Below are 25,955 nucleotides of genomic sequence, written 5' to 3' on the forward strand. Positions count from 1 at the left end.
TCTGCGATGTGTTTCAATGCGCTTCGCTGCTGCCGATATCGTGATGCAGATTGCGCTCGTCGCCGCGCGCATTGTGCTTGCGCACATAGGTGATCATGGCGGCGGGATTCTTCTGCTTCACCTTTAGGGCGGCAATCAGGGCGTCCTCGGCTTCGACGGTGACGCTTGCCGATTTGCTCTCATTCCGCATGCCGACCATATAGCGTCCGACCATGGCTGGGGCTCCCGCGCTAGCGGAGGATGGGCGCGATCCTCGTGAGAAGAGATATAGTGCGGCGGCAGCGACGGCCCAAGGATGATATGGCCCAGGGGCGGGTAGGCATGGCCATTCACGCCACGGGTATCCGTGGCGAAGCTGCTGGGATGTGATGGGAAGAAAGATGTGATGGGAGGAAATTGGAGCGGGCGAAGGGATTCGAACCCTCGACCCCAACCTTGGCAAGGTTGTGCTCTACCCCTGAGCTACGCCCGCTCGGCAGATCGGCAGGCCCGCGGGGGCCAACCCGGCGACCGGGGGTACCGTGTCGCAGGCGCGCAATATACCCAGCCGCAACCCCGATGCAAGTATCTCGTTTAACAAAATAATGGGGCTGCCAGACCTTTTTTGCAGACCTTTCGTAGTGCCCGGGCTCCGGGGCCAAGCGCCTGGGCGGGCGGCGGAATTCCGGGGGCGGGAACGCCCGGTTTGTCCGGAAAAGGCTTGCGCACAGGGTGGCGCTCCTGTATGTGGTGCGCCTCGCGCGGCTCAATCAGATGGCCTTCGCGTATGGGTCCCCATCGTCTAGAGGCCCAGGACGGCGCCCTCTCACGGCGCAAACCGGGGTTCGAATCCCCGTGGGGACGCCAAGTTTCAGCTAAGTGGCTGAAAATACAGCGAAATCCGACAAGGCCCTGACGGCATGTGACACACAGTTGTGCTACACGCCGCGAGGTCCCTCTTGAGCCGGATTCCGCATGTTATCAGACGCCGAAATCGCCTCTATCTCCGCGTCCGAATACCCGCTGACGTTGCGATGCTTGTCGGCAAGGATTATCACGTTCGGACGCTCCGAACTGGTGACCCAAGACGAGCGAGGTTGGAAGCAGCGCGCGCCTTGGCGCAAGCGCATGCAGCTTGGAATGAGGTTCGCCGGATAATGTCAGCAAGAGTGCTTGGTAAAGCGATTCACGAACTCGCAGACGACGACATTCTGCGCATACGCAACGAAGACATAGAAGCCCTGAGTGACGCTGATAAGGCAGCGCTGATTCAGCAGATGGAGCTTATCGTTGAGCGCGAACGGCTGGCGGCTGAGAATGCCGAGGCTGGGCGGGCGAAAAAAAGCTTTGAGGTGCAATCCATCGCTATCGAAGTAAACGCGATGGAGCGCACCATGCGAGAAGCAAAGCTGATAGAAATGCAGGGCAAGGCTGCGGTCGAACATGCGCAGCAGAGTTTGCGACTGGCACAGGTAGAGCAGGCAATGCGAGAAGCCGTTACCCGCATCGGTTCCGTGCCCGCCGGACTTGCGCAAGCTGAACTGCCGCCAGAGGCCTCGCTTCCATGGAATGACGCCTCGCTCCTCGAAAGGTTCTGCGCCGACAATCCCGCTGGCGAATCATCAGCAGATGAGCGCGACCGAGCCTTCCGCGAATTCGCCGACCTGATAGGCGGCAAAGCAGTGAAAGACGTTGCCAAGGTAGATATCAAAGCCTACGCCGATTATCTCAGAGATAAAATTGGAAAGCGTGGGAACCCACTTAAACATGCAACGATTGTCAAGTCGCTCGGCTATGTGAAAGCGTATTTCAAATGGCACGCGGCATCGGGACACATCAATGTGAATCCGGGTGATGGTGTAAATCCTCGTGCCAAGACTGCGGCGGAGAAGGGGCAGCAACGGCGCGCATTCACGACCGACGAATTACGGCTTCTCTTCGACTCGCCGCTATTCACCGGATGCAAATCGCCACTTCGCCTTTCTAAGCCCGGCCCGAACGTGTATCGCAACGAGCGATATTGGTTCTGGATGCTGCTGCTGCTGACCGGCGCGAGACTGGATGAAATTGCTGCGGCCCCGGCGCGCATCGTCAAGGTCGGTGAAGTTGAATGCTTGGACTTCCTGCATTCGACAAAAACGCCGAACGCTCCGCGCTTAATTCCAATTCTCTCCGACTTGCGGCGCGTCGGCATTCACGACTGGATTGAAGCTCAGCAGCGGCGAGGCCGCGGTCTTGTTCAAGGTCCGGACGCTGTGGTGGACTGGTCGAAATGGCTGAACAGATATTTGAACGACCTCGGACTCGACGATCCGAAATTGGTCGCCTACAGCCTCAGGCATAATTTCCGGCAGCAACTCCGCGCATCGGGAATTCACAGTGAACTGGTCGATAAGGTGTTTGGACACGATGGCGAGACTGTCGGGGCGAACTACGGCCGCGACCTGTCGCCTGACGAAGCTCGGCTCGTTGTCGAACGAGTCCGACCGCCCGTTCCGATTGAGCACCTGTGGCAAGCATAAAAGCGGCGGCCGAACGGGGTAATCCAGCCGGGCAAAAAGATTCCTTGACTTGCTTGCGACAGCCAACGGCAAAATAAAAACGCCGCGTCATCGGTCTTGGCGGACCTCGGCGGCGTTTTAACTCTAGGTCTTCAAATCATGCGCATTGTGCTTGCAGATTTCAAGGCCGCCGTTCTTGGCGGTTAATTGGACGGGCGGCTGCATAGCCCGCCTGCCACCAGATCACATCCAGGCCCACCCAATGTTGACAATGTTGACACAGCGCGGCGGCTAGCAATCCGCAGCTCTCTGTTGACAGACCACGGCACAACAAGATCGTGGCTGTCGCAGTTCCTGCCACCCGAACCGCCAGCGCCGCCCCCAGCCAGTAATGACCCGCGACCCGTCGATCGTGATCTCGACCGGCGGCTGGTCGAGGCGGAGCTAGATGCCGAACTAGCCATCGACCGCCTAAATCAGATAGCCGAAACTCTGCCACCAGCCGCTGCACTGGCCCTGCTGCGCCAAATCGGCGTCCGTACGACATCGGTACAGGCTTTGCGGCAGGCCCTGGATAGCCGTAGGCGCTTGGCGTATCGGGGCACGCTGCCGGTCAACGACGACACGCCTAAACGCATTCTGGACGACGCACTGCCCGCCCTGGATCGGCTATCGGAGTTGGTCGGCAAAGACAACCTGCGGCTTCTAACCGCAGACGACAACGACCTGCTCGTAGAGGCCACAGAGATTGCATCCCGCCGCCAAGCCCGGCATGCCGCCGCAATCGCGGCAGGGAAGGAAGGTCTACATCCACGGGAGCGGGATGCCCGTTCGATCCGGCGGTGGCTGCGCCGTCAGGTCAATCAGAGCGCAGCGCATCTCGCAGGTATCCTTGGCCTAATAGGCGGGCGACAGTCCGCCCGGTTACCCGCTTACGTCGACGATTGGGCGCTGAAGCGCTGGCAACAGGTTCAAGAGGCCGGGCGAGCCTTCGTCGAAAGCCGAGTTCTCGTCGCAGCGAATGGCGAAACGGTGCCGCTAAAAGACGCCGTGGAAGGTGCAACCAAGGCGCGGGAGGCGCGCTGGTACGCCGTCCTGCTTGGATTGCAGCAGGTCGCGCAGCGGCGCGGCCTTGCGCCGGTATTTCTGACGTTAACGCTTCCGGCTGAATATCACCTGCATGCCACCAATGGACAGCGTGGGAACCCACGAAATTCGCCGACCGTCGCGGCCAAGGAAATCAATGCGCGGTGGCATAACCTCCTGTCCGTCGTTCACCAGCGCGGAACCACACCGATTGGCGTCCGAGTCATTGAGCCCCACACTGACGGTTGCCCGCACCTGCACTGTTGTCTGTGGCTGGCGCAGGATGGAATTCGTGATCTGACCGACGCCCTCGATATTCATTTCCCGGCCACAACGCCGGAGGAAGCAGCAGCACGGCGGCGCGGCGACTACACCCAAGGCCCCGCAGCGCTGGTCAAATCATGGCGGCCCGGCGAGGCTGCATCGCCCGTAAGCTATGTGCTGACCTATGTGCTTAAGACCCTTAGATCCGAAAAAGCGCCGGATGACAATGAACCGAACGGAGGACATGACCGGGCGGCAGCGTGGGCCAGCATGGTGGGAGTTCGCCGTCTTGACCTGATCGGGCTGAAAAGAGGCCTACAAGGGCGCTGGCAAGCTATGCAGCGAACGATCCGGGCGGCCGGTGATGACCGCCTTCCAGAGCCGCGCGCCCGCGCTATCGCGCATGCAATGAAGCGCAGGCAGTGGGGCACGGCCCTTGTCCTGTTAGGCGCGTTTGCCGACGCACCCCGACTGGCTGCGGTGCGGGCAGAACGCCGGAATTGCTGGGGAGACGCGGTTCAGGTGACGACGGATTACGCCCACCCGTTGACCGGCGAAATCGTCGCCACCGTCCGACCCAGAGAATGGAAGATTCAGGAAATCAGGAAGGCAGAACCAGCAGGCCAGCAGGCGACCGCGTGGACCGAGGAATCGCTGAATAAAGTGTTAGAGGACTACGGACTTTCAAAAGTTTTTAGTTACCCAAGTGGGGGCGCTGGCGCGCCCCCACCCGGCTCCGCCGGTCCGCCGCCAATACGGCGAAGGCCGACCATGCTGCAAATCGACGCCGCCAATGACGACCAACTGCCCGAAACCGACGCGGCAGCCTGAGTAGCTGCGCGAACAGTAGGAACCCACGGAATTGAGGTTGCCGCAGCTTCACCCCATGGCCTAGGGCTTGCCCCCTCAAGGGGGCTGCGCGTGCTCGCCCGTTCCGGGCTGCGCAATCGAAGTCAGCGGCGCGTCCAAGGACGCGCCTTGACCACAATCAGTCCGTCATGGACGACAGCACAACCCTGTTGCCCACGACTTCGACGTCGTCGACCAGCAGACTGAACCAGCGGCCGTTTTCACGTTCGATTTCGTCATAGATATCCTGCTCGATTTCATCGTCCGACAGCCCTATTGCGCGAGCATCGACGACGTAACGCGCAATCTCCGCAGCAGCAGAGTCCGGCACGCCACCCTGCTCCCCAGAGGAGCCGACAACAAGGATATCGACCTCCGCCGCCGCCATCACACAGACTCCGACCGCAAGAAGGCGATAACTTGCTTCACGGTGCGCTCCATCGTCGCATCAGGTCCGCGCCCCGCAGCTACGTGAGCGAGCAGATTCTGCCAATCCTGTTCCAGGAACCCGGCCAACTTCTCCGCCTCCAGCTTCCGCTTCGATTCGTTGCTCATCATCATCTCCATCGCTGTTACCCGTGATGCGAATCAGTATGCCCGATCGCGCGCGGGCTGGCAACCACAAAATCGCCAAAATGCCAATAAAAACAAATACTTGTCAACATAGAGCCGCAATCCTTACTCGCAAGGATTGCGGCTCTATGTTGACAAGGATTACGCGGCAGCGATGTCCTCGAATCCTTGCATTGCCTCGAAAATCTCTTGTCCGATTTTCCCGGAATAGATTCGCCACAGCACCTCGACCTCTGGCGTGTCCGCACAGGCTAGGCAACGACCGCCCTCGTAAATATAGCTGGCGAACTTCTCAAACAGTCGCGCGCGCCTCTCAACCGGATCGCTCAAATACTCTGATTCGTAGTCAGCACCGCGAGCAACCGCCGCATCGAGGACGCGCCGATCCGGCGGTTGCAGATACCAGTCGACAGCGTGAAACAGTTCGTGGAATAGCGTTTCCAGCGCTGTCGACGCATACGCCCGAGTGTTAACGAACACCACGCCTTGGTTTTGATGGCAGTGTCCGCCCCATCGTTCGCCCGTCTCTGAGAGAATTCGCGGACCCAAATAGAGGTCGACCCACGGCGCAATCCTCGTCGCCAGCTCGGCGATGTAGCCAAGGGCCGGGGCAACAGTAACGTGCTCGAGACCGCTCTTGACCACCGTGAACGCCCTGCCATCACCAAACTTGAATCCCTCAACCGGCAATTCGGAAACTGTCAGACTGCCACCTTTGATACGGTAGAGCCTCCGACTCACACGCCTGCCATGCTTTTCCATCACATCACCGCTCTGGACTCGTTGCTGATATCTGTTGCTGGCGTTTCGTTGTCGTGCCGCCGCGTCGGCGGCGGTAGCAGGCCAGGCAGCGGCCGACCAAGTTCCGGGAATTCATCCAGCTTCGCGCCGATGGCGTCGATCTCACGCAATTCCCGGAGACAGCGCGCACCGCCGGACAGCGCACGGTCGAGTTCAGAGCGCCACGCCTGCGCAGTTTCCGTGTCAGCGGCATTCACGGCGGCAAAGAACCTGCGACTCGGACCTCGAAAAGGGGATTCCCCGCCGACGCCGTTGAGCTTGTAATCCAGATACTCAATTGCGACGGCGGCAATATCGCGGGGCGTTCGCCCCGGCAGTTCCGGGATTCGCGCAACAAGCGCCTTTAGCTGTCTGATTCGCTCGCGGTACTCCGCGAGCGTCGCCCTGACCTCGGCAGCCGAATACTCGGGCGCGGGCGGCAGCACGATTTCACGATCAGCAGGCGGCGGAAGCATTGGCCGCCGCCCGGACAGCGAACCAAGGAACGACTCCAGAGCCGCGCGAATCGCACCGACCATCGCTGCCGACATGGTGGCAAACGATTGCCGAAAGGCGAAGTCGGACAGTAGCTCGGCATCCACCCGCAGCGCCCGACGACGCTTTGCATGACGAGATTTACGCCCCTGCCGTTCACGCTGCCGATGATAGTCGGCGACCGCTTCCTGCTCGGCGGCGCGCCGAGCCGCCGCCCGCCTTGCCGCATCTCGATTATCGTCGTCGGCAGCCAGTTCAGCGAGGCGACGACGGCGTTCAGCGTGGTAAGCCTCCTGCTGAATCCGCGACAGCGAACCGAGCTCGACACGGCCTGATTCGACCGCCGCAAACGCAGCATCCGGATTCAGATCAGGCTCAGGCTGACGTTTCACCATTGCCATCGCCCTTTGCGACCGGAGTCACCTCAAATGGCGTCCCCCTGAGGGTCTCATAGTCGATGTCGCGGAGCGCCTGACTGGCGATATGATTCCGCGCCGCTGCCAGACGCTGTTCGCTGGCGGCAATCCAGTCGCCGAGCAGCGCGCCGAGTAAATATTTACGGCTGTTGTCCCGCCGCCTGATTTCCTGCCGCAGCCGCCGCTCTACGGCCGCGCGCACCGCCCGCGCCCTCGCCAACCGCGCCTCAGCCCGTTTCCGCTGTTCCTCGATTGTCAACATTGTTTGCCGCATCGCCGTCCTCCTGGAATTGCGTGGTCTTCCAATCGTGAATCGGCGGCAAGCAAGAAAGAAAAAGAAATCTGGTGTCTTGCAACAGTCACCTAAAAACTTGACGACGACCAACAGAGGCCGACCGAAGGTCGGACAGTCTCGCTTATACGTTCCTGCGGAACGTGCTCGTCCGGAGGACGACATGACCAACAAGACGGCGCTATTCCACGCGCACTTCGGCGTCGTCCAGCGCGCCGCTGGCAACCATGCGGTGAAGGTCTCGGCTTATCAGCTGTGCAGCCGATTGCAGACCACCGAGGGCCGCCGCTTTAATTTCACCCGCAAATCGGCGGAGCATGCGGGACATGCGATGCTGCTGCCGGATGGCGCGCCATCCTGGGCGAATGACCCGGGCGAGCTGTGGCGGCGGGCTGAGGCGGCTGAGAAGAGGGGTGACGCACAGACGGCGAGATTGATTGAGTTCGCAATTCCTCGGTCGGTTCCTGCCGACCGTCGCCTTGAGTTTGCTCGCTCCGTCCTCCAGCCGTTCGTTGACGACGGCATGACGGTCCAGCTCGATGTCCACGCCCCACCCGGCGGAGCGACTGACGGCGGCGAGCAGCCGCATGCGCATGCGCTGATTACGTTGCGCAGGTTCGACGGTGACAAGTTCGCGGCGAAGAAGGAGAGGTCCTGGAACGACCAGTTCACCGCCGACAAGGGCCGGACGATGCGCGGCCAAATTGCCGACCGCATGAACAAATGGTTGGCGGCCAACGACCTCGCTGACCGCGTCGACCATCGCTCCAACCGTAAACGCGGCTTACCGCCACTAAGAGAACCTGACGTTCCGGACTGGCAATTCGAGAAGCGGCGGCAGACGGGGCAGGCTCCTGACGCGCTGGCGGATCTGATAACGCAGCGGCGGGCGCGCCGGGCGGGACACAATCTATCGAGCGCTGTCAAAGTCTCCCGCCTATCAGAGGAGCGATGGCAACAGCATCTCTCTGAGATAACAAAGCGCGGTCGAGCCAACGCGCTCCGTCCGGCCGACCCTGCTGAGCGAAGGGCGCGAAAAGAACGGTTCGTTGCCATGATGCTCGCGCGGCATTACGACGTGAAGTGGCTGCCCCAAGGCGTAGCCGAGCGAATCGAATCCGTTCAGCTCGATGCCGCCCGACACCTCGCCTTTATTCGCCTTCGGGACGGCAGTCAGATTATCGACGCTGGGGATGCAATCGCTCTCCGGGGTAGGTGGTCGCAAGACGCGATCAAGGAACTGGTTGAGGCGGTCAGCAGGAACGGCTGGGAGGCGGCCGAGGTGGCCGGAACGCAGGATTTCAAGGACAGGATCACGACGGCTTTGGCGCTCCGGAACCCGCCCGTGCCCGTCACCAACCACACCCTCAGCCCGGCGGCACAGGCCAAGCTCGACGCCGAGCTAGCCCGTCGGGAAGCCATGGCGGCCAGACGGGCAGAGGAGGCCCGTCAATTAGAGGCCGCCCGTCAGGCCATGCAGCAGGCCCGCAGGCCGCCAGCAGCCGCTACAGCGGCTCCAGAGGCCAATCTGCCCGGCCACACCCCGGCATACGTTCCGCCGTGGCAAAGAGCCGTTCAGCGACCACCCGACGGCGCGAAGCAAAAACAGGATCAAGACCGGCGGTAAGGTCGGCTTACGCACACAACTCACAGATACTCCGCCAGCACTTTTGATGGTGCGCTGCGTATCTGTGAGTTGCGCTCCGCTTCGCTGCGGCCCGCCGATGGCGGGCTGGAAAGCCGAAAGCATCACTTTTTGACTGGCGCAAATTTCTTTCCATCTGGACCAAAGCAGAAATATCGCTGTTCTGCCGACAATTGTTCGTACCGGGGATATGGGCAGTCAGGCCACATATGCACCCAAATCCTTGCAACACATTCATCGAAGTCGCTGGGGCTGATTGGCACATAGAGCGGCCGAATATCAAAGAAGTGCTTACGGCCCTGTAGGGCCATCAGGTTCTCTTTTGCCATCAATATTGACGCCATCTGCTCGGCAAGCAGCAAACGAAGATCATCATTAGGTATGGTGAGACTGGCATCGCCGCCGGTTTTAAGGGCGTGCCGGATTAGGGCTGCGTCTACCTGCATCCAATTTGCCAATCGATCCGCAACAGAAGCCGCCGTTGCGAGAAGGCTGTCCAGGTTTGCCAGTAAGGCGCGGCGTCTACCGAACCACATGCGGCCTCAGCCAATGTTGACAAGGATTACAGCCATTGTGATACATGGAAGTGTTACACGCCGTCCAGCCCGGTATATAGGGTTGGTCGGGCTTGTCGGATCAATAGCTTGTATGTTGTTTGGCACCCGCTCCCCGTGGGGACGCCAAATTTAAAGTTTTCCCAGTTTTTCGGTGCCTTTTCGGCTGTACTTTCCTCAGTTGGTACACTGGGTGGTACACAAATGCTCATCTCCATGAGATTTTCTGCCGTGCCGCGCCGGCATCTACATTTGTCGGCATCATTTATCGTCGCCGTGTGCCGGGCCATTTGGTCGACGTCATCGGCCAATGCGAGTTGAAGCGTTCGCTGGATAATCGGGATGAGGCTACGGCTATAGCCAGATAGCCGGCAGCTCACGAGTGGGCCGAAGGCCTGCTAACTGGTGCTGGGAGCCGCCCAGTAGGCGATTTGAAGCGGCTCGCCGACCGCTGGTTACATGCGCAGTTGACCGAGGCCGCGATCGAGGCGGCTGCCCGAAAGCCCGTCAACAATGGCAGTCATCGTATCACGACCATGACGAACTGGCAGAGGAATTGCCGCCGCCGCTGCGCCATCACCCGACGATCCCGGCCCGCCCCGGCGACGCGCTCGATCGCGATCTGCCACCAAGCCCAGTGAGCCGCGTCGTCTGCTGCTGCATGCGTAAACGACGGCGGCCGTCTCTCGATCAGTGTCCATGCGACATCTCCGACCCCGAGGCGCTGTACGTTGCGTATCGTCAGGGTGTCGGCGGCGGTGGGGCAAACTGCAGATGACATGACACCACGCTCTCAGCATACAGCTGCATGAGCCAGCGCCGATCCATGCCCACCGGGCCGGTGTCGAAGCAAAGCTCTGCGTCTGAAAGTGAGTCGTTCAGGGCTCGACAGATCCGATCGACGAGCTGTCCTTGCCGATCCACTTGTTCCAGGGTGAGGCCATGGATCGCTTCGGCCATCGGGTCCCATTGATACCCTGGCGACTGCGATTCGTCGGCACGCGCAATGAGCATCGACCGTGCTTCGACATGTGCATTCTCCGCCCACGCCCAGCCAACCTCGATCGGGTAGCCATCGCGCAGGGCTGAGGCCTCGAAGTCAACGAATACGAGGCGCCTCACGGCTCATTCTGGCCGACCGGGTCGAGCTTCCAGAGTCGGAGCTGATCAGCACAGCGCGCTGCGACTCCGTCGAGAACCTTGTCCAGGATTGGCGCCTTCAGGCCGGCCAAGTGGCATCGTCTCACGACAGCGGCCATTGCGTCTGGCAGCTGGTGTGCCATCTCCCACAGCGCGTCAACAAGCCGATCCTCGTCCATGCGGACCTTCTTGGCGAGTTGGCGCCAATGACGAAGCGCAACGTCGCCGTATTCGCGCTTGTCGGCGATCCGCATCGGCATTCTGGGATTCCTCCCGTCGTGATACGGCAGAAAGCTCGCGATGTCATAGAGCGGCGCCAAGCGGAATCCGCGCTCGCCGTGGAGGATTGAGTAGTTCTTGGCGTGCGCGTCCGTGCCTTCGATCAGGAAATTGAAGATGATGGCCTTCATGAACGCCAGCCGATCGTCCTGGGCCCGGCGGCTGCCGATTAGCACGCTGTCGATCTGCGCGATGCCGGGACCGCCATCAGACTCATATTTCTGCCCCGGGTGCAGACCAAGTGCCTGGCACATGTCCTCCTGATGCACCCGAAGCACGGAATCACCATCGAAGACACGATCATATCGCTCGACGACGATGACGACATGCTCGCCAAAATGAGCAATCTTGCTGCACGTCGTCGTCAGGCCCATTTCGGCTGCGGTCTCAAGGCACAGATGCTCGTTCTCGACCAGGCCCTCGAGGTTCATGGCCGCTGGCTTGAAGATATGCGTCGACGGCACGCTACCCCATGGTTGGAACCATCGATCGTCTTTGTTCAGCAGTGCGATCTTTGGCTGAGCTCCTGGAAGGCTGAACGCGCCAGGGTGTTCGCCTGACCCCGGAACGCTGCCAGTGGTGATGACATGTGTCAGATTCTGCGCAATCTGCTCCTCGGTAAGCGGATCCGCGCCGCCATCACGCACGATCTGATCAACATCTTCAGGCGCCACGATCTGAAGGGCGCCCGCACAGTCGGCACCAACCTTGCGGATCAACTGCATAACACTGTTCGGAGAGCAAGGGCCCCCAAAATTTGGGTCCCTTGCGATCGCTTCAAGGCGGCGCGGGTTATCCGGCAGCAGGCCCCAGAGGAAGTTTTCGACTATTCTACGCTGCGCACGACCGCGCCTGCCCAGCCCCGCCATTCCGAACCGGGGTAGCGAGATGGATACTGGGATCGCGACGTCGTAGCCGTCGGCGTACTCGAAAAAGATGCCCGCTGCGTCCTGGATGAAGTTGCCGGCATGGACGCCATGCAAATAGGCCTGCAGGATCATTTCGGTCGCCGGAAGCGAGCAATATGTTCGTCGATGTCGACCATCGGGCGGGACGGTGGGCGGAGATCCCGATCGGTCCGCATCATGTGCTCGTCGGTCATCAGCCCGACATCGAGCACATTCAGGATCGCGAACAGGGTGCCGACGCGGGGGTCGGCGTTTCCGTTCTCGATGTCGGAAATCGTCGCCTGGCGGACACCGACCCGGCGAGCGAGGTCGGCCTGAGTCATGTTGCGCTGTTGCCGCTTGGCCGCGATTAAGTCGCCTATGTCTTTGATAGATCTAAGCATGGAGTTTAGCATATACGGTTTGCCGTATAAATCAACATTAATACGCTTTACCGTATTTATACGGTTCCCCGTATAATTGGCCGAAAATACGGTATTCCGTATAAGTCACTCCAAAATGCGTCGCTCCGGCATAGTCGTCATTTTGCCGCCCTCAAGGCTCGCGCGCCTTGGGTGAGCTTGCAGGAACTGATGACCAGGACGGTACCATCATTTCACAAGGGTTGACGCGCGGTCTCCAATGACCTGCATGGTTCTCCCGGTTTTATTTGCCCCGAGGGCTTTTTTCGTGTGATATGCTATCACATATCACACGAAGAATTTGATATATTAATACAGATCATTTCTTGAAAAGCTTCTATTGGATATATGTTATTATATATAAAATGATCCGCTGATATATCTCTGCATATGATTTACGCAACTGAGGACATCGTGAAATCGCTTAAGGCGGCAAGGAGGGCTAAACGCCTTACCCAGCGAGATCTCAGTGCGCTTACGGGCCTGCCACAAAGTCACATCTCGAAGATCGAGGGGGGCGTACAGATATCCGCCTGTCGAGCCTAATCGAGTTGGCCCGCGTCCTCGATTTGGAACTCAAGCTCGTACCACGGAAGGCTGTGCCCGCTGTTGAAACTGTCGTCCGCAGCACGGCTCCATCGTTAGAGGCTCAACATTCAATCACGCCGAAAACTTTCGCCGAGCTCTTGGCAACGCGCCGCCTTCTTCAAAAGCTAAAAAAGAAATTCCCTAACAACCCGGCTTTGCAAGACATGCAGCGTACTTTGCAGTCTCTGCAATACATGTCGATCTCCGAAGCGGTACTTCACAATATCATTGTAGAAACCCGTAAATTTCTCGCTCTCCTACAGAAGCAGTCAAAAGCAATCGACGACGTAAATTTATCTCCCGATGCACTGCGAATCCTGACGAAAGCAGCGGACAACTTAAGACAAATCCGCAATCAGGCCGTTCATGGCGTGCCGATGGCGACCACACCGCGCCCCGCATATCGTCTCGATGACGAGGACGGTCATGGCTAATGTTTCAGTCCTTAACGTCCGCCTCCACGGAACGACGATCGGAAGTATTACGCATGTGCAGGGCGACCGAACGGTGTTCGCCTTCACTGATGAGTATGTTCAAGATCAATATCGGCCAACTTTGAGCCTGTCATTTAAGGACGAATTCGGCTCCCTTATTACCGAATGGCCGGTCAGACAAAAGCGCCTAATGCCTTACTTCTCAAACCTCTTGCCTGAGGGACACCTGAGGGAGTATCTGGCCAAACGCGCAGGCGTGCATCCCGAGCGCGAATTCTTTCTGCTCTGGGCATTGGGAAGAGATCTTCCGGGCGCATTGACCGTCGAACCTGCCGACGGCGAAATTTGGCCGCCTGGTCTGGATGAAGGCGAGAACACCGAGCAGGCTCGAATGCGCTGCGATTTTCGCTTGCTGGCGTGCAGCTTAAATTCTCCGCTGTACACGATGCCAAAGCCAACATGAGCCTGACGATCCCCGCAAAGGGGGTTGGCGGTTCATGGATCGTCAAGCTTCCGTCACTTCGCTTTGAGGGAATTCCCGAGAACGAATTTGCCATGATGACTCTTGCCCGCCTCGTGGGTATTGAGGTGCCAGAGATCAAGCTGGTGGACATTGGCAGCATCGGTAATCTGCCCGATGGCATCGGTGACCTGCGTGGCCAGGCCTTTGCGATTGCCCGCTTTGATCGCACGCCGGCAGGGGCCGTGCATACTGAGGACTTCGCTCAGGTGTTCGCCATATGCAGAAACCGGGCAGGACGGCGTTACCGAATTTATCAGGCGGTTAACGTTCAATACTCTTATCGGCAACGCCGATATGCATCTGAAGAACTGGTCACTTATCTATCCGGATCAACGGACACCAGCTCTTTCTCCGGCCTATGACCTTGTATCCACGATCGCCTACCTTGATGAGGATCAAGCCGCATTAAAGTATGCACGCACTAGGAATTTTGATCGGTTCTCCTTGGATGAACTTTCCTATCTGGCGGCTAAAGCCAGTCTCCCAAAGAAACTGGTTCTCGACACCGCTCGGGAAACAACCGCGCGCTTCCTTGAAGTCTGGGCTGCAGAAAAATTTCACTTGCCACAAGACAAGCGCGTAACAAAGAAAATCGATGCCCACCTCAAGCGCCTGCCGATCGTCAGAGAACATGCTGCGTCTAACTGACGCTTGCGATCGATTATTGTCTTGATGGATCCATCATGGATGTCAGCTTCACTGCGACTGAGGCACGTCTACCTGTGTTCTGTTCCGCGGCTTGACGAGAAGACCATCAGCCGATCCAAGTAGTGCCTGTCGGTGATATCCGGCCCCAAGGCCTGCGTCTCGGTCATGTTAGATACGAGAGCGAGATAAGCTCGAAAATTGATTGCATCGGGCTCGTTTGCAAATTTCCATACAGCAATGTCTCGCCCGTCTCGGTGTCGGCCCAGCGCCCGAATTGGTGGCGCGTCAGCCGGGCCCTGATCCAGGCCTCAATCAGATTCAGCCGCTGCCCAAATCGGTATGGTGGGATCACTTCCTTCCGCCAGCAATGGCACTCATCCGTCTCTACATGAGAAACTGAAGGCGAGCCGCGCTTTAACCAGACATTTTTCGCCTCACTCAGGCAACCCCGCTCGCCGTAACCCTTCGGAGAATATCTCGACATGCTCCGGGTGGCGAATGGGGAGCCAATCCGTCAACCCGGAGATGCGGAGCGTCGAATCGAGCTGGCGCAAGTGATTCATTGCCTTCTTGGCTTCGTTCGGCCGATCGGCCAAAGCATGGCTTGCTGCGATGATGGCAACGACCATCAGAAAGCTCGGCAGCTCCCTGTAGGCTTTTTCTGCCCATGAAGAGGCGGTGTTGAAGCGGCGGGCAAATAAATGCGCCAGCGCCATTCCTGCCTGCATGCGAAACATCTCCGGGTCCAGCGGGCTGAAGCGCATGGCTCTGGAGAAATAGTCGATGGCGCTGTCCGTATCGCCGCGTTCGGTTCTCAGGAAGCCGCCAAGGAACCATGCGGCGGCGAGATTCGGATCGAGTGCCAGCGCCCTGTCGAGCAGAGCAATGCTCATGTCGAGATCGCCCACGAAGTGCGCGAGTGCATGACCGCCCCTGGTCAGCGCAACGGCGTCCTCCTTACCCAACTCTATAGCTCTTCTGGCCAGGCGCGTGCCTTCCGCGATCTCACGTTGACGATCGATCATCCATCCATTGACCTTGCGCCAGAAATGACACCAGGCCGCCATCGCATAGGCGGATGCAAAATCCGGATCGAGTTCAATTGCTTTGTAGAAGTAGGGAAGACCCTCTTCTATTGCCTCCCTGGTGCCTAGGTTCAAGCTTGCGCGGCCGCGCAGATAGCAGTCGTATGCATCAAGGTTATCGGTCGGCTTCCGTTTGGCGCGGTCGATTTCCGCTTGCTCCAGTTGTCGCGCTATCGCACCCACGACGCTCGCGGAGATCTGATCCTGCAGTTCGAAAATGTCGTCGAGCGTGCCTTCATAGCGCTCTGCCCAGATATGCATTCCGGTCGTCGCATCTATAAGCTGACCGGTGATGCGCACGCGGTTTGCGGCCTTGCGCATGCTGCCTTCGAGAACATAGCGCACGCCGAGCTCACGGCCGACTTGCGTTATATTTACTGCCTGTCCCTTGTAGGTGAAACTTGAATTGCGCGCGATGACGAACATCCAGCGAATGCGTGACAGCGCCGAGACGATGTCCTCGACAACCCCATCGATGAAATAGTCCTGGGAAGCATCCTGACTCAGGTTCACAAACGGCAGGACGGCGATGGACGGCTTTTCGGGAAGTGGCGGGGGTTGAGCGTTATCCTTTGCCGTAGCGGTGTCTCCGGGCGTAGGAGAGCTGGCGCCAACTTGTACAGGCCGAACCAGAACGTCGCCGACGAAGCGAAACCCCTTCCGGGCAATCGTCCGGATCAGGCGCTGTTCCTGGCCGCTATCGCCGATCGCGTTGCGGACGGCATTGATATGGCTGGCCAAGGTGGACTCGGAAACGATGCGCCCTTTCCATACCGTATCCAGCAGATTGTCCCGGCTGACTACCCGTTCGCGGTGTTCCACCAAATAAAGCAATAAATCAAAGACCTGGGGCCCAAGCGTAATCACCTCTGCCCCACGAGAAAGTTCTCGCCGGTCGGGGTCGAGCACGCAATCACCGAATACGAATGGCATTCGGCTGTCTCCCTGGCCGTGCACGGATGAGTGCGGGCGGCCTTCGCGGCGCGGGTCTTGGATAAAAATCCAAGCAAAACCTAACAGTAATTCAATGCTGCCGCAAAGTTTTCCTGCCGTCTTTCAGGCATCGTCTGCTCATCGGTAGCGAGTGATGCAGTCCGATCAACGAAATGGCTGCTGCATCGCCTCGCTCAATGAACAGCCAGCCGAAGAAGGAATGTCGACATGAGCATGATCAGGACGAAGGACGGCACACAAATCTACTACAAGGATTGGGGGAAAGGGCCCGCCGTTGTTTTCTCGCACGGCTGGCCGCTGAATGCAGATGCCTGGGACGGGCAAATGCTTTTCCTTGCAGAAAAGGGCTTCCGCGTTATCGCACATGACCGGCGCGGTCATGGCCGTTCAAGCCAAAGCTCATCCGGTAATGACATGAACGGCTATGCCGACGATCTGGCCGCCCTCATCGAGGCCCTCGATCTTAAGGACGCGACGCTCGTGGGCCATTCTACTGGCGGCGGCGAAGTTGCCCGATATATCGGTCGCCGCGGAACCGAGCGAATTGCCAAAGCCGTGCTGATTGCCGCCGTGCCGCCAATCATGCTCAGGTCCGCGACTAATCCGGAAGGCCTGCCGTTGGAGGTGTTCGATCGCATCCGCGCCGGCGTCGCCGGAGACAGGTCGCAATACTACAAGGATCTCGCCATTGCCTTTTATGGCGCCAACCGGCCGGGAGCAAATGTGTCTCAAGGGATGCTGGATCAGTTCTGGCTGTGGAGCATGCAGGCGGGGACTAAGAATGCCTATGAGTGCGTCAGGGCATTTTCGGAAACCGACTTCACCGAAGACCTGAAGAGGTTCGATCTGCCGACGCTCGTGCTCCATGGCGAGGACGATCAGATTGTTCCGGTTAAGGATTCGGCCATCAAGTCTGCGCGGCTGATCAAGGGAGCTCAGGCGATTTATTACCCTGCCGCGCCCCACGGCTTAACCGCCACTCATCAGGATCGGGTCAACGCGGATTTGCTGGCTTTCATCGGCGCGTAGCACCTGCAGGCGAGCCTCATGCGGACGGACGCCTGATACCCTTTTCACAATGGAGAGACATATGAAGATCGTCGTCATCGGAGGCAATGGCCTCATCGGATCGAAGGTCGTGGGCCGGCTTCGGGGAATGGGCCATGAGGTTGTTGCGGCATCCCCTGCCTCAGGCGTGAACAGTGTCACCGGCGAAGGGCTGACGGATGCGCTTGCAGGTGCCAGCGTCGTCATCGATCTGGCAAATTCGCCTTCCTTCGACGACAAGGCCGCCATGGACTTCTTTGCCGCAGCGGGGCGCAACCTGCTTGCAGCGGAGGCGGCCGCCGGAACGGAGCATCACGTGGCATTGTCTGTCGTTGGAACGGAGCGCCTTCAGTCCATGGGGTATTTTCGCGCGAAGTTGCTCCAGGAGGATCTGATCAAGGAATCTGGCCGTCCCTACACGATCATCCGCTCGACGCAGTTCTTCGAATTCACGGCGGCCATCGCCGAATCCGGTGCGAGTGGACAAACGGTTCGCATGTCGCCAGCCCTTTATCAGCCCATTGCATCGGACGACGTCGCTGCTGCCGTGGCAGACATCGCGATCAAACCGCCGGTGAACGGCACGATTGAGATCGCCGGCCCGGACAGAGTGCCGATCGATGAACTGGTGCGGCGTTTTCTGACTGCCACCCGCGATCCACGAACCGTGATTGCTGATTCCCGCGCCGGCTATTTCGGCGTTGCCGTGGACGATCAGTCGCTGACCCCAGGCGCAAACGCGCGCATCAGCAGCACTCGTTTCGAGGACTGGCTCAGCCGAATGGCTTAACGGACCTATCGTGATGCGCCGCCATGCAGTGCGTCATCACGATACCGGAAAGGGAGACGCACCATGAGGACCAGAAACGACATTGGCGAAGACCGCCGCGTGGTGATGGCTGCCATACTCATCATGGTCACCTTCAATAGCCTTTTCCTTTCCCTCAATGGGATGTTCATGCTCGTCAACCCGCTGACCTGGTACGAGCTGGTTCCCGGGGTCACCGATACCGGATTCTTCAACCAACACTTCATTCGGGACATCGGCATCGTCCAGCTTTTCCTGGGCATAGCCTTCGTGATCGGCCTGTTCTGGCCGGAGCGTCGGATTGGCCTCTGGGCTGGCGCTACGCTGTGGCTGATCGCGCATGCCGTGTTTCATCTGTGGGAGGTCGCCGTTGGCATCTGCGCGCCGTCCGTCATTCCTCGCGATTTTCCGGCTGTCACGTTGCCAGCACTTATCGGCATCGCACTCACTTTGTGGGCAATCGGCCGCGCCCGTGCCGGAAGAGCGGCTTTCACCTGAGTTCTCATCACCAGCAAAAGGAAAAGGACGATGACAAAACATATGGACAATCTCGCCCGCAAGAGTGACACGCACCGGTCGGAACCAGACGATCCGGTCCCCTCACGCTACGCCTTGCGAGTTGGGGATATTGAAGTGCTGGTCGTCAGCGATGGGGTGCTGCCGCTACCGACTGCAACCTTGGCCACTAATGTCGAACCGGCCGTCCGTGCGGGCTGGTTCGAAGGCATGTTCCTGCCGCCGGATAAGTTCGATTGGGCGCTGAATGTGCTTGTGTTGCGCAGTGGCGAGCAAACCATACTCGTCGATGCGGGGCTGGGAGGGCAGTTTCCCGGCTTCCCCCGGGCTGGCCAGTTCCCAAAACGACTGGACGCCGCAGGCATCGATCTGGCCTCGGTCACCGATGTCATCATCACCCATATGCACATGGACCATGTCGGCGGCCTGCTGGTCGGCGAGGTCAGGAAGCGGCTGCGGCCGGATCTGCGAATTCACGTCGCGCGCGCCGAGGTCGATTTCTGGGCGTCGCCCGATTTCTCCGCCACTGCCATGCCATCGCCGGTTCCGAACGTCCTTCGGACAACTGCCAGGCAGTTCCTGAAGGAATATGGCAGCCAGCTGCAGATCTTCGAGGAAGAGTTCGAGGTGGCGCCCGGGGTGGTCGTGTGGCGTACCGGCGGTCACACGCCGGGACATAGTGTAGTCCGGGTCACCTCAGGCGGCGAACGGCTGACATTTGCGGGCGATGCCATCTTCCCTGTCGGTTTCGATCATCCCGACTGGCACAACGGATTCGAACATGATCCTGAGGAAGCGGTTCGTGTCCGCATCCGTCTTTTGCAAGAGGCGGCAATGACACGCGAATTGCTGGTGGCCACCCATCTGCCCTTTCCGTCCGTCGGCAGGGTGGCGGTCGATGGCGATGCCTTCCGTTGGATTGCGGCCTTCTGGGACTACTGACCCATTGGGGAGTTTTTCACGGTTCCACCCAGCATCAGGAACATCATGTCCACATTGGAAGATAAAGTCGTCATCGTCACCGGCGGCAGTTCCGGCATCGGCCGGGCTGCGGCACGACGCTTCGCCGAAGTGGGGGCGAAAGTAATGATTACCGGTCGCCGGTCGGCAGCACTCGAGGAAGCCGCCGGCGACCACCCGGGCATTTTCATGCTGGTCGCCGATTCTGCTGCGCCGCAGGATGCGGCGCGGACGGTCGCCAAGGCCGTCGAAGCCCATGGGCGGCTGGATATCCTCGTGAACAATGCCGGCGCTGGGGCCATCCTTCCTCTGGTCGATGCCACGGCCGAGCGGATCATGAGTATTTTTGCGGCCAATGTCCTTGGACCGAGCCTGCTCGCCGCCGCGGCGCTGCCCTATCTGCAGGCAGCAAAAGGAACCATCACAAATGTGTCGAGCACCTTCGGTCACAGAGCAGCAACGGGGCTATCGCACTATGCCGCCAGCAAGGCTGCCCTGGAGCACCTGACCCGCTGCTGGGCGCTGGAACTTGCTCCGCAGGGCGTAAGGGTCAATGCGGTTGCGCCGGGGCCAACCGACTCGGGCGCATTAACAGGAATGATGGGGCTTTCGCCGGAGCAGGCCGCCGCCATCGAGAAACAGGAGCGTGCCAGGATTCCGCTCGGGCGGCGGGGCAACCCTGACGACGTGGCCCGATGGATCGTCGCCTTATCGGATCCAGCGTCCGAGTGGGTCACGGGCCAGGTAATCGCCGTCGATGGCGGGCTCGGCGTTGCGTGAGGCTCAGATCGCGGAACTGAGTCCGATCGCCGAAAATGGTTTGCGATGGTACACAAAATTCAGCCCCATTGGTACACAATGGGGGCAGAGCGGTCGAGAAGAACCTGTAAATATTGGTATTTTCGACTGGCAGACTTGGTTTCCCCGTGGGGACGCCAATTCCACTTTCCACGCATTTCCGGTACCTTTTCGGTCGTACTTCCCTCAGCTGATACACCGGCTGCTACACAATGCTCATTCCCATGAGCTATGACGCGACGCAGCGGCGCCATCGGGCCGCGTGAGTTGAAGCGTTCGCTGGCCTCACGATGAGCCGTTGCCATCGCGCAATACGCTGCCACGCACGATTGGACCGAGAGAGTAACTGCACGCAGTCTTCAGGCGGCCGAGCGGGCCGCACGTGCTGTGACTTTATATTTGAAGCCGGTAGCGACGCTGGAAGGTGTGGCAGCGGCTGCGCCGTATGGGGGAGACCTCAACCGGGCCGAATATGCCGGGGCGCGCCTGCCGGCGAGGTTTGCCTTCGGTGAAGAGCGCGCCGATGACATTTCTTGCAGCTATCCGCGCTCCTCGATGGGCCCCTGCTGGTATTTTGCAAGCCTTCCCGAGGACGCCGGGCTGATTGCTCTGGCTATCCCTGCCTGACTATCCCTGTACCATCTTCTGGCGGCGTTCCTGCAGATTCTTCCACCCGACTTCAGTGTTGACTCTGACATGTTCGCGTAGCGCTTCGATGTCCGTCCCCATCTTACGGACCACAGGCCCACGCTCTGGCGGCAGATAGACCTCATCGGGTCGGGTCCTGAGCGCTTCCAGGATGGCCGCGGCAACGTCTTCAGGCATCATGGGCTTACCTGCGAATGCCAGGGCCAAGGCATCGTCCTTTGCTTCTTTCTCCAGCATGGGCGTCTCGGTGGCACCCGGGTAGATGAGGCTGAAGTCGACGGGGCTGTCGCGCTCCTCGATCGCTAGGGCAACATGGAAGGCACGTAATGCATGCTTTGCGGCGGCATAGCTGGCGAGGCCAGGATAGGGGATGAAAGCGACCATGCTGGCGACTGTCACCAGATGGCCGCTGCCCTGGGCCTTCAGACGGGGTAGTGCCGTCATCATGCCGTTAATGGCGCCCATGCAATTCGTTTCCATGGTCTGCCGGTGCGCTGAAAGCGGAAGATCCCGGGCCCAACCGGTATGGACAATGGCCGCGTTGTTGATCAGAACATCCAGGCGTCCCTCAACCTCCCAGACCCGGTCCAGGGCGGCTTCCCAGTCACTCTCCAAGGTAATATCGAGTTTTACGGGCCAGGTGTGCGGACCGAGCAGTTTGGCCGTCGCCTGCGCCTTGTCCAGATCGATATCCGCAATCACGACCCGATAGCCTGCGGCCACTGCCAATTTCGCCGTTGCTGCGCCGATGCCGCTGGCGGCACCGGTAATCATCACCACTTGGCTCTGTTTCTTGTCGTTGTTCATGTTGCTACGCAGGCCTTTGCTTAAAAATACGTTCTGATGGAACCGGTCACCTGATAGGCCTCGTCCACCAGATGCAGGACGCGCCACTTATCAAATGTCAGGCAGGGGTGAGAGATGCCGAAGCCGACCAGGTCGCCGACCTGCAACGGTGAGTCCTCGGGCAAACGAAGGTGGCAATGCTGGTCGTTCAGCTTCTCGACTACCAGGCCTGCAGGCGCAGGCTGCGGCGACGTGTGGAGGCCGGGGCGGAGCCACTTCAGTGCAATGGGCGGATCGTCATAGGAAATGTCGCGCTTCCCCATCGAGATGATGGCTTTGGCCGCCTCGGGACGTGACTGCACCGCAGCCCAGACCTCAAGGGCCGGTTGCAGATCGCCGATGGCGGCTACGCCGGGAGAGCGGCGGGCAAGCGCATGCCGCGCCCGGACATACATATGCGAATCATGAGTGATGTAGCAGCCGGACCGGATAATCACTCTGGTGGGCCGAGACAGCCGGACCTTTTTCAGCGCGGTGGCTACAAGATCGAAATACGAGGAGCCGCCGGCGGACAGGAGAACTTCCGGACGGCCATACAGATTCTCGGCATCCGCCATTTCAGCTAGGCGCCCCATGCCGGCGAGCAGCGCCTCGATCTGGGCGAGGACCTCCGGCGTTCCGTCGTTTCTCAGAAGGCCTTCAAAACCTTCGATTCCGGAAAGGCATAGAGCTTCAGACTCGGCTGCGACCTGCCGCGCAACTTCAATGGCCTCCTCAACGGTCCGGCACCCCGTACGGCCGCCCTGATAGCCCAGTTCCACCAGCGCATTCAGGGGCCGGGCGAGACCGATCTCGCGGGCGGCTGACGCGAGGGCAGCAACATTTTCCTTGCTGTCGACTAGGCAAAAGAATTCGACATCCGGATTGGCCTTCAGGCCGCGCAGCACGTCCCGGATGCTTCCGGCGCCGATCAACTGGTTGGCCATAAGGATGCGGGTGAAACCTGAGCGCACCGCCAGGGTGAAATGCTGGGACGTCGAGACTGTGATGGCCCAGGCGCCGTCGGCAATCTGCAGATCAAATAGGGCCGGGGCGAGGGTCGTTTTGCCATGCGGGGCAATGTCGACGCCGGTCTGGGCCAGAAATCTCCTCATCCAAGTGCTGTTGTTCAGCAGGGCCTGTTCGCGCAGAACAGCGACGGGCAGAGGCAGGTCACCGGCCAGCAGGCTCCATTTCCGGTCGCCGACCTGATCCAGAGGAAGCGGCTGTTCCAGGAAGGGCACACCCTTCTCGATGGTGGTCAGCGGCGCTTCCCAGTCGCGTATTTTGTAGTGGATCTTCGAATTGCTCATGGCGTTTCTCAAATCGGAGCCGGATCAAGGAAACGGGACAGCACGTTCTTGGTTATGCGGGCGACGTTGTTGCGGTAGCCGTTGTGGGATAGCGCGCAGCACCATCCAATCGACCCCACGGAGAAAACCGCGCCACCTTCTGCCGTCGGTGTCAGGACGATATCGGCGCGGGCGATGGTGCTCTCCTCGCCGGTAAAGCCGCGATACAGCACCGGCAGCTCTTCTGGGGCAGGGATGCCGCCCGCACCGGTATTGTCGGCTGTCGCCAGAATCATGGCTTCGGGAGCCGTACCCAGATCCCGGTCGGCACGGTCAATCTCGAGCGACGCAGCGCCCCCTGCACGGAGGCCGAAGTTTCCAATCACTTCGTCGTCGGCCAGCCCTTCCATCACGAATGCTGCCCGGGGGAGATGGCTGTCGGGCAGGCGACGGTAGGACGCACCCCGGTCAAAGACCTGGGCGGAGAACCCAACGCCGGTCAGGCGCTGCGGCGCACGTCCGGAGGATCGCCAAAGGCCGCTGGGCTCGCCCGTGAATGACAGGCAGTCTTCCCCAGCCTCGGCTTCCCAGCTCCGCAGGCCGGTGACGCCGCGCCGCAGTTCGATGAGACCAGATTTCGTCGGGTGGAAGGCAATCCGCCAGTAGAAGCCGTTGCCGCCGAGATACATGTGGCGTCCGCCGTCGTCTTGATACTCCTGCAGAGCATCGAGCATGTTTTTTGACGTGTACTCCGGATGAGTCATCGTCACGGCTACGCGATACGGCTTCAGAATCTTGACGCCTTCGCGATCCAGATCCTCATCGGTGATGACGTCATAGGCGAAACCTTCTTCTTCCAGCCAGTCGAGAAGATGGGTGTCGTTGACGTAATTGAACGTATAGGCTCCAGGCCGCTGGTTCAAAATCGGCCGGCGCGCTGAGGAATAGCAGACTCCGCTGTGGTCTCTGTGTGTGTCGTAGACCGAGCTGCCCAGTTCGCGGTGCTTGTGATTGTAGAGATCGTCGGGCGACAGCACGATCAGGCCATCGGCCATAACCTCGAAATGAATCTGGTCGATGCGGGATTTGTTGTTCGCATAGGCCAGATACGTGGCCGTCGGCGCTATCACCACAATGTCAGCGGTGGTTTTCCCTCGCGGAGGGCGCACAAAGAACGGGATATGGCTCTCGGTCTTTACCCCGTCATGCTCGGCAGTCAGTTCAAGCGAGTAGAAGCCCGAACGAATGCCGTCCGGCACCTTCGAGCTCTGTGTGACGGGCCAACCTGCATCTTCAACATCGTCGTCGTGGAAATGGATGGCGCCGTATTCTTCCGGTGCTGCGGTCCAGTTCGTGCGTGTGCCGGTCCAGTTTGCTCCGGTTGCAGCCCGCATCGGCATGCGCCTGACGGTGCCATGCAGGGCATTTCGCGAACGGTCAGAAATCGCGTCAGTGGAGATGTCCAGGCTAAAATCCCAGGCACCGATCAGGTGAGGATCGTTCAAATCCGGGACAACGCTGTCGACGATGCGGCGCATCTCGGCGCCGCTGAGAGCACGGCCATACAGGCGCGGCCGGTCAATCTTGCCGTTGAAGTGATTTCTGGTGGGGGAATGAGGCGCGGTTTTCCCGGACAATTCGGCTGCAAATGTCAGGGAGGCAACCTCTGCTAAATTAGGCTGCACAGAACTGCTGCCGCTCAGGTCCACATGCTGAGCTCGCCCACCATCCTTGTGAAGGCTTTCCGCCGTCAGCGTGAGCTTTCCTTCCGTTGCGGAGAAACTGGCGTGAACGTACAGCCATTCCCGCACGACAACCGGCCGGTCCGCTGCGAGCGACGCGGTATGTGTGCCATCCGTGATTTCGAAGGCGAGGCACCCGTCGGAATTAATATAAAGGCGCCAGCCGCCAGCCGCTGTTGAGCTCCCGCGGGCGAAGACGACCTGGTCTTTACCAGTCAGAAAGGTCGGCCAGATCCAGGCGCCAATGCTGAAGTCCTTCAGATTCGTCAGACCCTTCGTGTCCGGGATATCGCCATAGCTTCCATTGTGGATCGGATGCGAAGCGAGTTGGATCTCGCCATCCAGCGGGGACGGTTGATGGTGGAGCTTCATGCCTGGCCCGCGCGGGTCCGCATCGGCACACCGGATGCGAACAATTCGTGCAGAGGCACTCTTCAGAACATCGCTGGACAGATGAAACTGCACCTCGTCACCTGGGGCAACGGACCAGGGAAACGCGTAGCCGATAACCTTGCTGGAATCTTTCATGCGATTAGTCCATCTCGGCAGGCAGGGCATTGCCTGTCAGGGCTTCCCAACGAATGCGGAATACATGCCATTCGGCATCGTTCAGCGAGGTAAACGTTATCTCCGGGTAAGTGAGGATTTCGCCGTAGCGTTCATCCGGGAGCCGCGCGAGCATCCATCTGACGCCGGGCTCGACCGTCACCACACACCACCGACCACCAGTGCCAGACCAGCGCATGCGATGAATGACGCGGCGCAGTTCGGGGCTGTGCGGCCCCTTCGGCGCACGACGGAATTCACGGGCGAGATCGAGCCGGGTCGGATCGATCTCAAAATGCGCGGTATCTCGGCTGGTTCTCAACATGACTATTGTCTCCGGATAAACCGGTCCGGGATTGCTCCCGGACCGGCCTGCCAC

27 protein-coding genes, 2 tRNA genes and 1 pseudogene are annotated in these 25,955 nt (G+C 59.7%); 14 read left to right on the forward strand and 16 right to left on the reverse strand.

Going from position 1 to position 25,955, the window contains the following annotated elements:
• Positions 1–13: 13 nt before the first annotated feature.
• Complete coding sequence (locus tag Q0603_RS06150; protein WP_298723584.1) at positions 14–214, reverse strand: hypothetical protein; 201 nt, start codon at positions 212–214, stop codon at positions 14–16.
• A gap of 183 nt (positions 215–397) precedes the next feature.
• A tRNA-Gly gene (locus Q0603_RS06155) sits at positions 398–472 on the reverse strand.
• 298 nt (positions 473–770) lie between these two features.
• Here Q0603_RS06155 and Q0603_RS06160 point away from each other — a divergent pair.
• From Q0603_RS06160 to Q0603_RS06170, 3 genes are all read left to right on the forward strand, one after another.
• A tRNA-Glu gene (locus Q0603_RS06160) sits at positions 771–846 on the forward strand.
• Between the two features lie 68 nt (positions 847–914).
• Complete coding sequence (locus tag Q0603_RS06165) at positions 915–2,501, forward strand: DUF6538 domain-containing protein (protein WP_366132451.1); 1,587 nt, start codon at positions 915–917, stop codon at positions 2,499–2,501.
• A 291-nt stretch (positions 2,502–2,792) separates the two neighbouring features.
• On the forward strand, positions 2,793–4,661 hold the full coding sequence (locus Q0603_RS06170; protein WP_298723650.1) for a replication endonuclease: 1,869 nt from the start codon (positions 2,793–2,795) through the stop codon (positions 4,659–4,661).
• A 157-nt stretch (positions 4,662–4,818) separates the two neighbouring features.
• Here Q0603_RS06170 and Q0603_RS06175 read toward each other — a convergent pair whose 3' ends face one another.
• The 5 genes from Q0603_RS06175 to Q0603_RS06195 form a co-directional block, all read right to left on the reverse strand.
• Positions 4,819–5,067, reverse strand: coding sequence for a hypothetical protein (locus tag Q0603_RS06175; protein ID WP_298723653.1), 249 nt, complete (start codon positions 5,065–5,067; stop codon positions 4,819–4,821).
• Positions 5,067–5,246, reverse strand: a complete 180-nt coding sequence (locus Q0603_RS06180; RefSeq protein WP_298723656.1) for a hypothetical protein — start codon at positions 5,244–5,246, stop codon at positions 5,067–5,069. The genes Q0603_RS06175 and Q0603_RS06180 overlap by 1 nt, the downstream gene beginning before the upstream one ends.
• Positions 5,247–5,393: 147 nt before the next feature.
• Positions 5,394–6,014: a hypothetical protein gene (locus Q0603_RS06185; protein ID WP_298723659.1), complete on the reverse strand. Its 621-nt coding sequence runs from the start codon at positions 6,012–6,014 to the stop codon at positions 5,394–5,396.
• A complete protein-coding gene (locus tag Q0603_RS06190; RefSeq protein WP_298723662.1) occupies positions 6,014–6,922 on the reverse strand; it encodes a hypothetical protein in 909 nt (302 codons plus the stop codon). Before Q0603_RS06190 ends, Q0603_RS06185 begins: the two co-directional genes overlap by 1 nt.
• Complete coding sequence (locus tag Q0603_RS06195; protein WP_298723664.1) at positions 6,903–7,217, reverse strand: hypothetical protein; 315 nt, start codon at positions 7,215–7,217, stop codon at positions 6,903–6,905. Before Q0603_RS06195 ends, Q0603_RS06190 begins: the two co-directional genes overlap by 20 nt.
• 181 nt (positions 7,218–7,398) lie before the next feature.
• Between Q0603_RS06195 and Q0603_RS06200 the strand changes: the two genes are divergently transcribed.
• Complete coding sequence (locus Q0603_RS06200; RefSeq protein WP_298723666.1) at positions 7,399–8,862, forward strand: MobA/MobL family protein; 1,464 nt, start codon at positions 7,399–7,401, stop codon at positions 8,860–8,862.
• A 122-nt stretch (positions 8,863–8,984) separates the two neighbouring features.
• Here the strand turns inward: Q0603_RS06200 and Q0603_RS06205 are convergent, their stop codons facing one another.
• The gene (locus Q0603_RS06205; RefSeq protein ID WP_298723669.1) at positions 8,985–9,416 is read right to left on the reverse strand and encodes a hypothetical protein; all 432 of its coding nucleotides are present in this window, start codon (positions 9,414–9,416) and stop codon (positions 8,985–8,987) included.
• A gap of 296 nt (positions 9,417–9,712) precedes the next feature.
• Here Q0603_RS06205 and Q0603_RS19320 point away from each other — a divergent pair, with 296 nt between their 5' ends.
• Positions 9,713–9,802 carry a hypothetical protein gene (locus Q0603_RS19320; protein WP_366132452.1) on the forward strand — a complete coding sequence of 30 codons (90 nt, stop codon included), beginning with the start codon at positions 9,713–9,715 and terminating at the stop codon, positions 9,800–9,802.
• Positions 9,803–9,865: 63 nt separating this feature from the next.
• On the forward strand, positions 9,866–10,075 hold the full coding sequence (locus Q0603_RS06210) for a hypothetical protein (protein WP_298723671.1): 210 nt from the start codon (positions 9,866–9,868) through the stop codon (positions 10,073–10,075).
• Positions 10,076–10,175: 100 nt separating this feature from the next.
• Here the strand turns inward: Q0603_RS06210 and Q0603_RS06215 are convergent, their stop codons facing one another.
• The 3 genes from Q0603_RS06215 to Q0603_RS19325 are packed head-to-tail and all read right to left on the reverse strand — an operon-like array spanning position 10,176 to position 12,156.
• Complete coding sequence (locus Q0603_RS06215; RefSeq protein WP_298723674.1) at positions 10,176–10,556, reverse strand: hypothetical protein; 381 nt, start codon at positions 10,554–10,556, stop codon at positions 10,176–10,178.
• A complete protein-coding gene (locus Q0603_RS06220) occupies positions 10,553–11,854 on the reverse strand; it encodes a type II toxin-antitoxin system HipA family toxin (RefSeq protein ID WP_298723677.1) in 1,302 nt (433 codons plus the stop codon). The genes Q0603_RS06215 and Q0603_RS06220 overlap by 4 nt, the downstream gene beginning before the upstream one ends.
• Positions 11,851–12,156, reverse strand: a complete 306-nt coding sequence (locus Q0603_RS19325) for a helix-turn-helix transcriptional regulator (protein WP_366132453.1) — start codon at positions 12,154–12,156, stop codon at positions 11,851–11,853. Before Q0603_RS19325 ends, Q0603_RS06220 begins: the two co-directional genes overlap by 4 nt.
• A 396-nt stretch (positions 12,157–12,552) precedes the next feature.
• Between Q0603_RS19325 and Q0603_RS06230 the strand changes: the two genes are divergently transcribed.
• The 3 genes and pseudogenes from Q0603_RS06230 (at position 12,553) to Q0603_RS19330 (ending at position 14,355) form a co-directional block, all read left to right on the forward strand.
• Positions 12,553–12,708: a helix-turn-helix transcriptional regulator gene (locus Q0603_RS06230; protein ID WP_298723683.1), complete on the forward strand. Its 156-nt coding sequence runs from the start codon at positions 12,553–12,555 to the stop codon at positions 12,706–12,708.
• Positions 12,709–12,713: 5 nt separating this feature from the next.
• The gene (locus tag Q0603_RS06235) at positions 12,714–13,184 is read left to right on the forward strand and encodes a hypothetical protein (protein WP_298723685.1); all 471 of its coding nucleotides are present in this window, start codon (positions 12,714–12,716) and stop codon (positions 13,182–13,184) included.
• Positions 13,177–14,355: pseudogene (locus Q0603_RS19330) on the forward strand (HipA domain-containing protein). The gene Q0603_RS06235 and the pseudogene Q0603_RS19330 overlap by 8 nt, the downstream one beginning before the upstream one ends.
• 434 nt (positions 14,356–14,789) lie before the next feature.
• On the opposite strand, the gene Q0603_RS06250 reads toward Q0603_RS19330, so the two are convergent.
• A complete protein-coding gene (locus Q0603_RS06250) occupies positions 14,790–16,373 on the reverse strand; it encodes a winged helix-turn-helix domain-containing tetratricopeptide repeat protein (protein ID WP_298723690.1) in 1,584 nt (527 codons plus the stop codon).
• A 228-nt stretch (positions 16,374–16,601) separates the two neighbouring features.
• On the opposite strand from Q0603_RS06250, the gene Q0603_RS06255 reads away from it, so the two are divergent.
• From Q0603_RS06255 to Q0603_RS06275, 5 genes are all read left to right on the forward strand, one after another.
• Entirely contained in the window at positions 16,602–17,423 is an 822-nt protein-coding gene (locus Q0603_RS06255) for an alpha/beta hydrolase (protein WP_298723692.1), read from the forward strand.
• A 61-nt stretch (positions 17,424–17,484) separates the two neighbouring features.
• Complete coding sequence (locus Q0603_RS06260; protein ID WP_298723695.1) at positions 17,485–18,231, forward strand: SDR family oxidoreductase; 747 nt, start codon at positions 17,485–17,487, stop codon at positions 18,229–18,231.
• Positions 18,232–18,294: 63 nt separating this feature from the next.
• Positions 18,295–18,747, forward strand: coding sequence for a hypothetical protein (locus tag Q0603_RS06265; RefSeq protein ID WP_298723700.1), 453 nt, complete (start codon positions 18,295–18,297; stop codon positions 18,745–18,747).
• 42 nt (positions 18,748–18,789) lie between these two features.
• Positions 18,790–19,707, forward strand: coding sequence for an MBL fold metallo-hydrolase (locus tag Q0603_RS06270; protein ID WP_298723705.1), 918 nt, complete (start codon positions 18,790–18,792; stop codon positions 19,705–19,707).
• A 45-nt stretch (positions 19,708–19,752) separates the two neighbouring features.
• The gene (locus Q0603_RS06275; RefSeq protein ID WP_298723707.1) at positions 19,753–20,505 is read left to right on the forward strand and encodes an SDR family oxidoreductase; all 753 of its coding nucleotides are present in this window, start codon (positions 19,753–19,755) and stop codon (positions 20,503–20,505) included.
• Positions 20,506–21,150: 645 nt separating this feature from the next.
• Here Q0603_RS06275 and Q0603_RS06280 read toward each other — a convergent pair.
• The 4 genes from Q0603_RS06280 to Q0603_RS06295 are packed head-to-tail and all read right to left on the reverse strand — an operon-like array spanning position 21,151 to position 25,901.
• Positions 21,151–21,978, reverse strand: coding sequence for an SDR family oxidoreductase (locus Q0603_RS06280; protein ID WP_298723709.1), 828 nt, complete (start codon positions 21,976–21,978; stop codon positions 21,151–21,153).
• A gap of 20 nt (positions 21,979–21,998) precedes the next feature.
• Positions 21,999–23,309 carry an amino acid deaminase gene (locus Q0603_RS06285; RefSeq protein ID WP_298723711.1) on the reverse strand — a complete coding sequence of 437 codons (1,311 nt, stop codon included), beginning with the start codon at positions 23,307–23,309 and terminating at the stop codon, positions 21,999–22,001.
• A gap of 8 nt (positions 23,310–23,317) precedes the next feature.
• Positions 23,318–25,558 (reverse strand): LamG domain-containing protein, encoded by a 2,241-nt coding sequence (locus Q0603_RS06290; protein WP_298723712.1) that lies wholly within the window; start codon positions 25,556–25,558, stop codon positions 23,318–23,320.
• A 4-nt stretch (positions 25,559–25,562) separates the two neighbouring features.
• A complete protein-coding gene (locus tag Q0603_RS06295; protein ID WP_298723714.1) occupies positions 25,563–25,901 on the reverse strand; it encodes a hypothetical protein in 339 nt (112 codons plus the stop codon).
• Positions 25,902–25,955: the final 54 nt, after the last annotated feature.

It is taken from the genome of uncultured Ferrovibrio sp. (genome assembly GCF_937960835.1).
In the GTDB taxonomy this organism is placed as follows: domain Bacteria; phylum Pseudomonadota; class Alphaproteobacteria; order Ferrovibrionales; family Ferrovibrionaceae; genus Ferrovibrio.

Coding starts and splice junctions, on each gene's coding strand:
- Q0603_RS06265 (WP_298723700.1), top strand. CDS start 18,295: ATGAGGACCAGAAACGACATTGGCGAAGACCGCCGCGTGGTGATGGCT.
- Q0603_RS06285 (WP_298723711.1), bottom strand. CDS start 23,309: ATGAGCAATTCGAAGATCCACTACAAAATACGCGACTGGGAAGCGCCG.
- Q0603_RS06255 (WP_298723692.1), top strand. CDS start 16,602: ATGAGCATGATCAGGACGAAGGACGGCACACAAATCTACTACAAGGAT.
- Q0603_RS06295 (WP_298723714.1), bottom strand. CDS start 25,901: ATGTTGAGAACCAGCCGAGATACCGCGCATTTTGAGATCGATCCGACC.
- Q0603_RS06190 (WP_298723662.1), bottom strand. CDS start 6,922: ATGGTGAAACGTCAGCCTGAGCCTGATCTGAATCCGGATGCTGCGTTT.
- Q0603_RS19325 (WP_366132453.1), bottom strand. CDS start 12,156: ATGCTAAACTCCATGCTTAGATCTATCAAAGACATAGGCGACTTAATC.
- Q0603_RS06205 (WP_298723669.1), bottom strand. CDS start 9,416: ATGTGGTTCGGTAGACGCCGCGCCTTACTGGCAAACCTGGACAGCCTT.
- Q0603_RS06195 (WP_298723664.1), bottom strand. CDS start 7,217: ATGCGGCAAACAATGTTGACAATCGAGGAACAGCGGAAACGGGCTGAG.
- Q0603_RS06275 (WP_298723707.1), top strand. CDS start 19,753: ATGTCCACATTGGAAGATAAAGTCGTCATCGTCACCGGCGGCAGTTCC.
- Q0603_RS06220 (WP_298723677.1), bottom strand. CDS start 11,854: ATGATCCTGCAGGCCTATTTGCATGGCGTCCATGCCGGCAACTTCATC.
- Q0603_RS06250 (WP_298723690.1), bottom strand. CDS start 16,373: ATGCCATTCGTATTCGGTGATTGCGTGCTCGACCCCGACCGGCGAGAA.
- Q0603_RS06185 (WP_298723659.1), bottom strand. CDS start 6,014: ATGGAAAAGCATGGCAGGCGTGTGAGTCGGAGGCTCTACCGTATCAAA.
- Q0603_RS06175 (WP_298723653.1), bottom strand. CDS start 5,067: ATGGCGGCGGCGGAGGTCGATATCCTTGTTGTCGGCTCCTCTGGGGAG.
- Q0603_RS06230 (WP_298723683.1), top strand. CDS start 12,553: ATGATTTACGCAACTGAGGACATCGTGAAATCGCTTAAGGCGGCAAGG.
- Q0603_RS06200 (WP_298723666.1), top strand. CDS start 7,399: ATGACCAACAAGACGGCGCTATTCCACGCGCACTTCGGCGTCGTCCAG.
- Q0603_RS06150 (WP_298723584.1), bottom strand. CDS start 214: ATGGTCGGACGCTATATGGTCGGCATGCGGAATGAGAGCAAATCGGCA.
- Q0603_RS06180 (WP_298723656.1), bottom strand. CDS start 5,246: ATGGAGATGATGATGAGCAACGAATCGAAGCGGAAGCTGGAGGCGGAG.
- Q0603_RS06290 (WP_298723712.1), bottom strand. CDS start 25,558: ATGAAAGATTCCAGCAAGGTTATCGGCTACGCGTTTCCCTGGTCCGTT.
- Q0603_RS06260 (WP_298723695.1), top strand. CDS start 17,485: ATGAAGATCGTCGTCATCGGAGGCAATGGCCTCATCGGATCGAAGGTC.
- Q0603_RS06270 (WP_298723705.1), top strand. CDS start 18,790: ATGGACAATCTCGCCCGCAAGAGTGACACGCACCGGTCGGAACCAGAC.
- Q0603_RS06280 (WP_298723709.1), bottom strand. CDS start 21,978: ATGAACAACGACAAGAAACAGAGCCAAGTGGTGATGATTACCGGTGCC.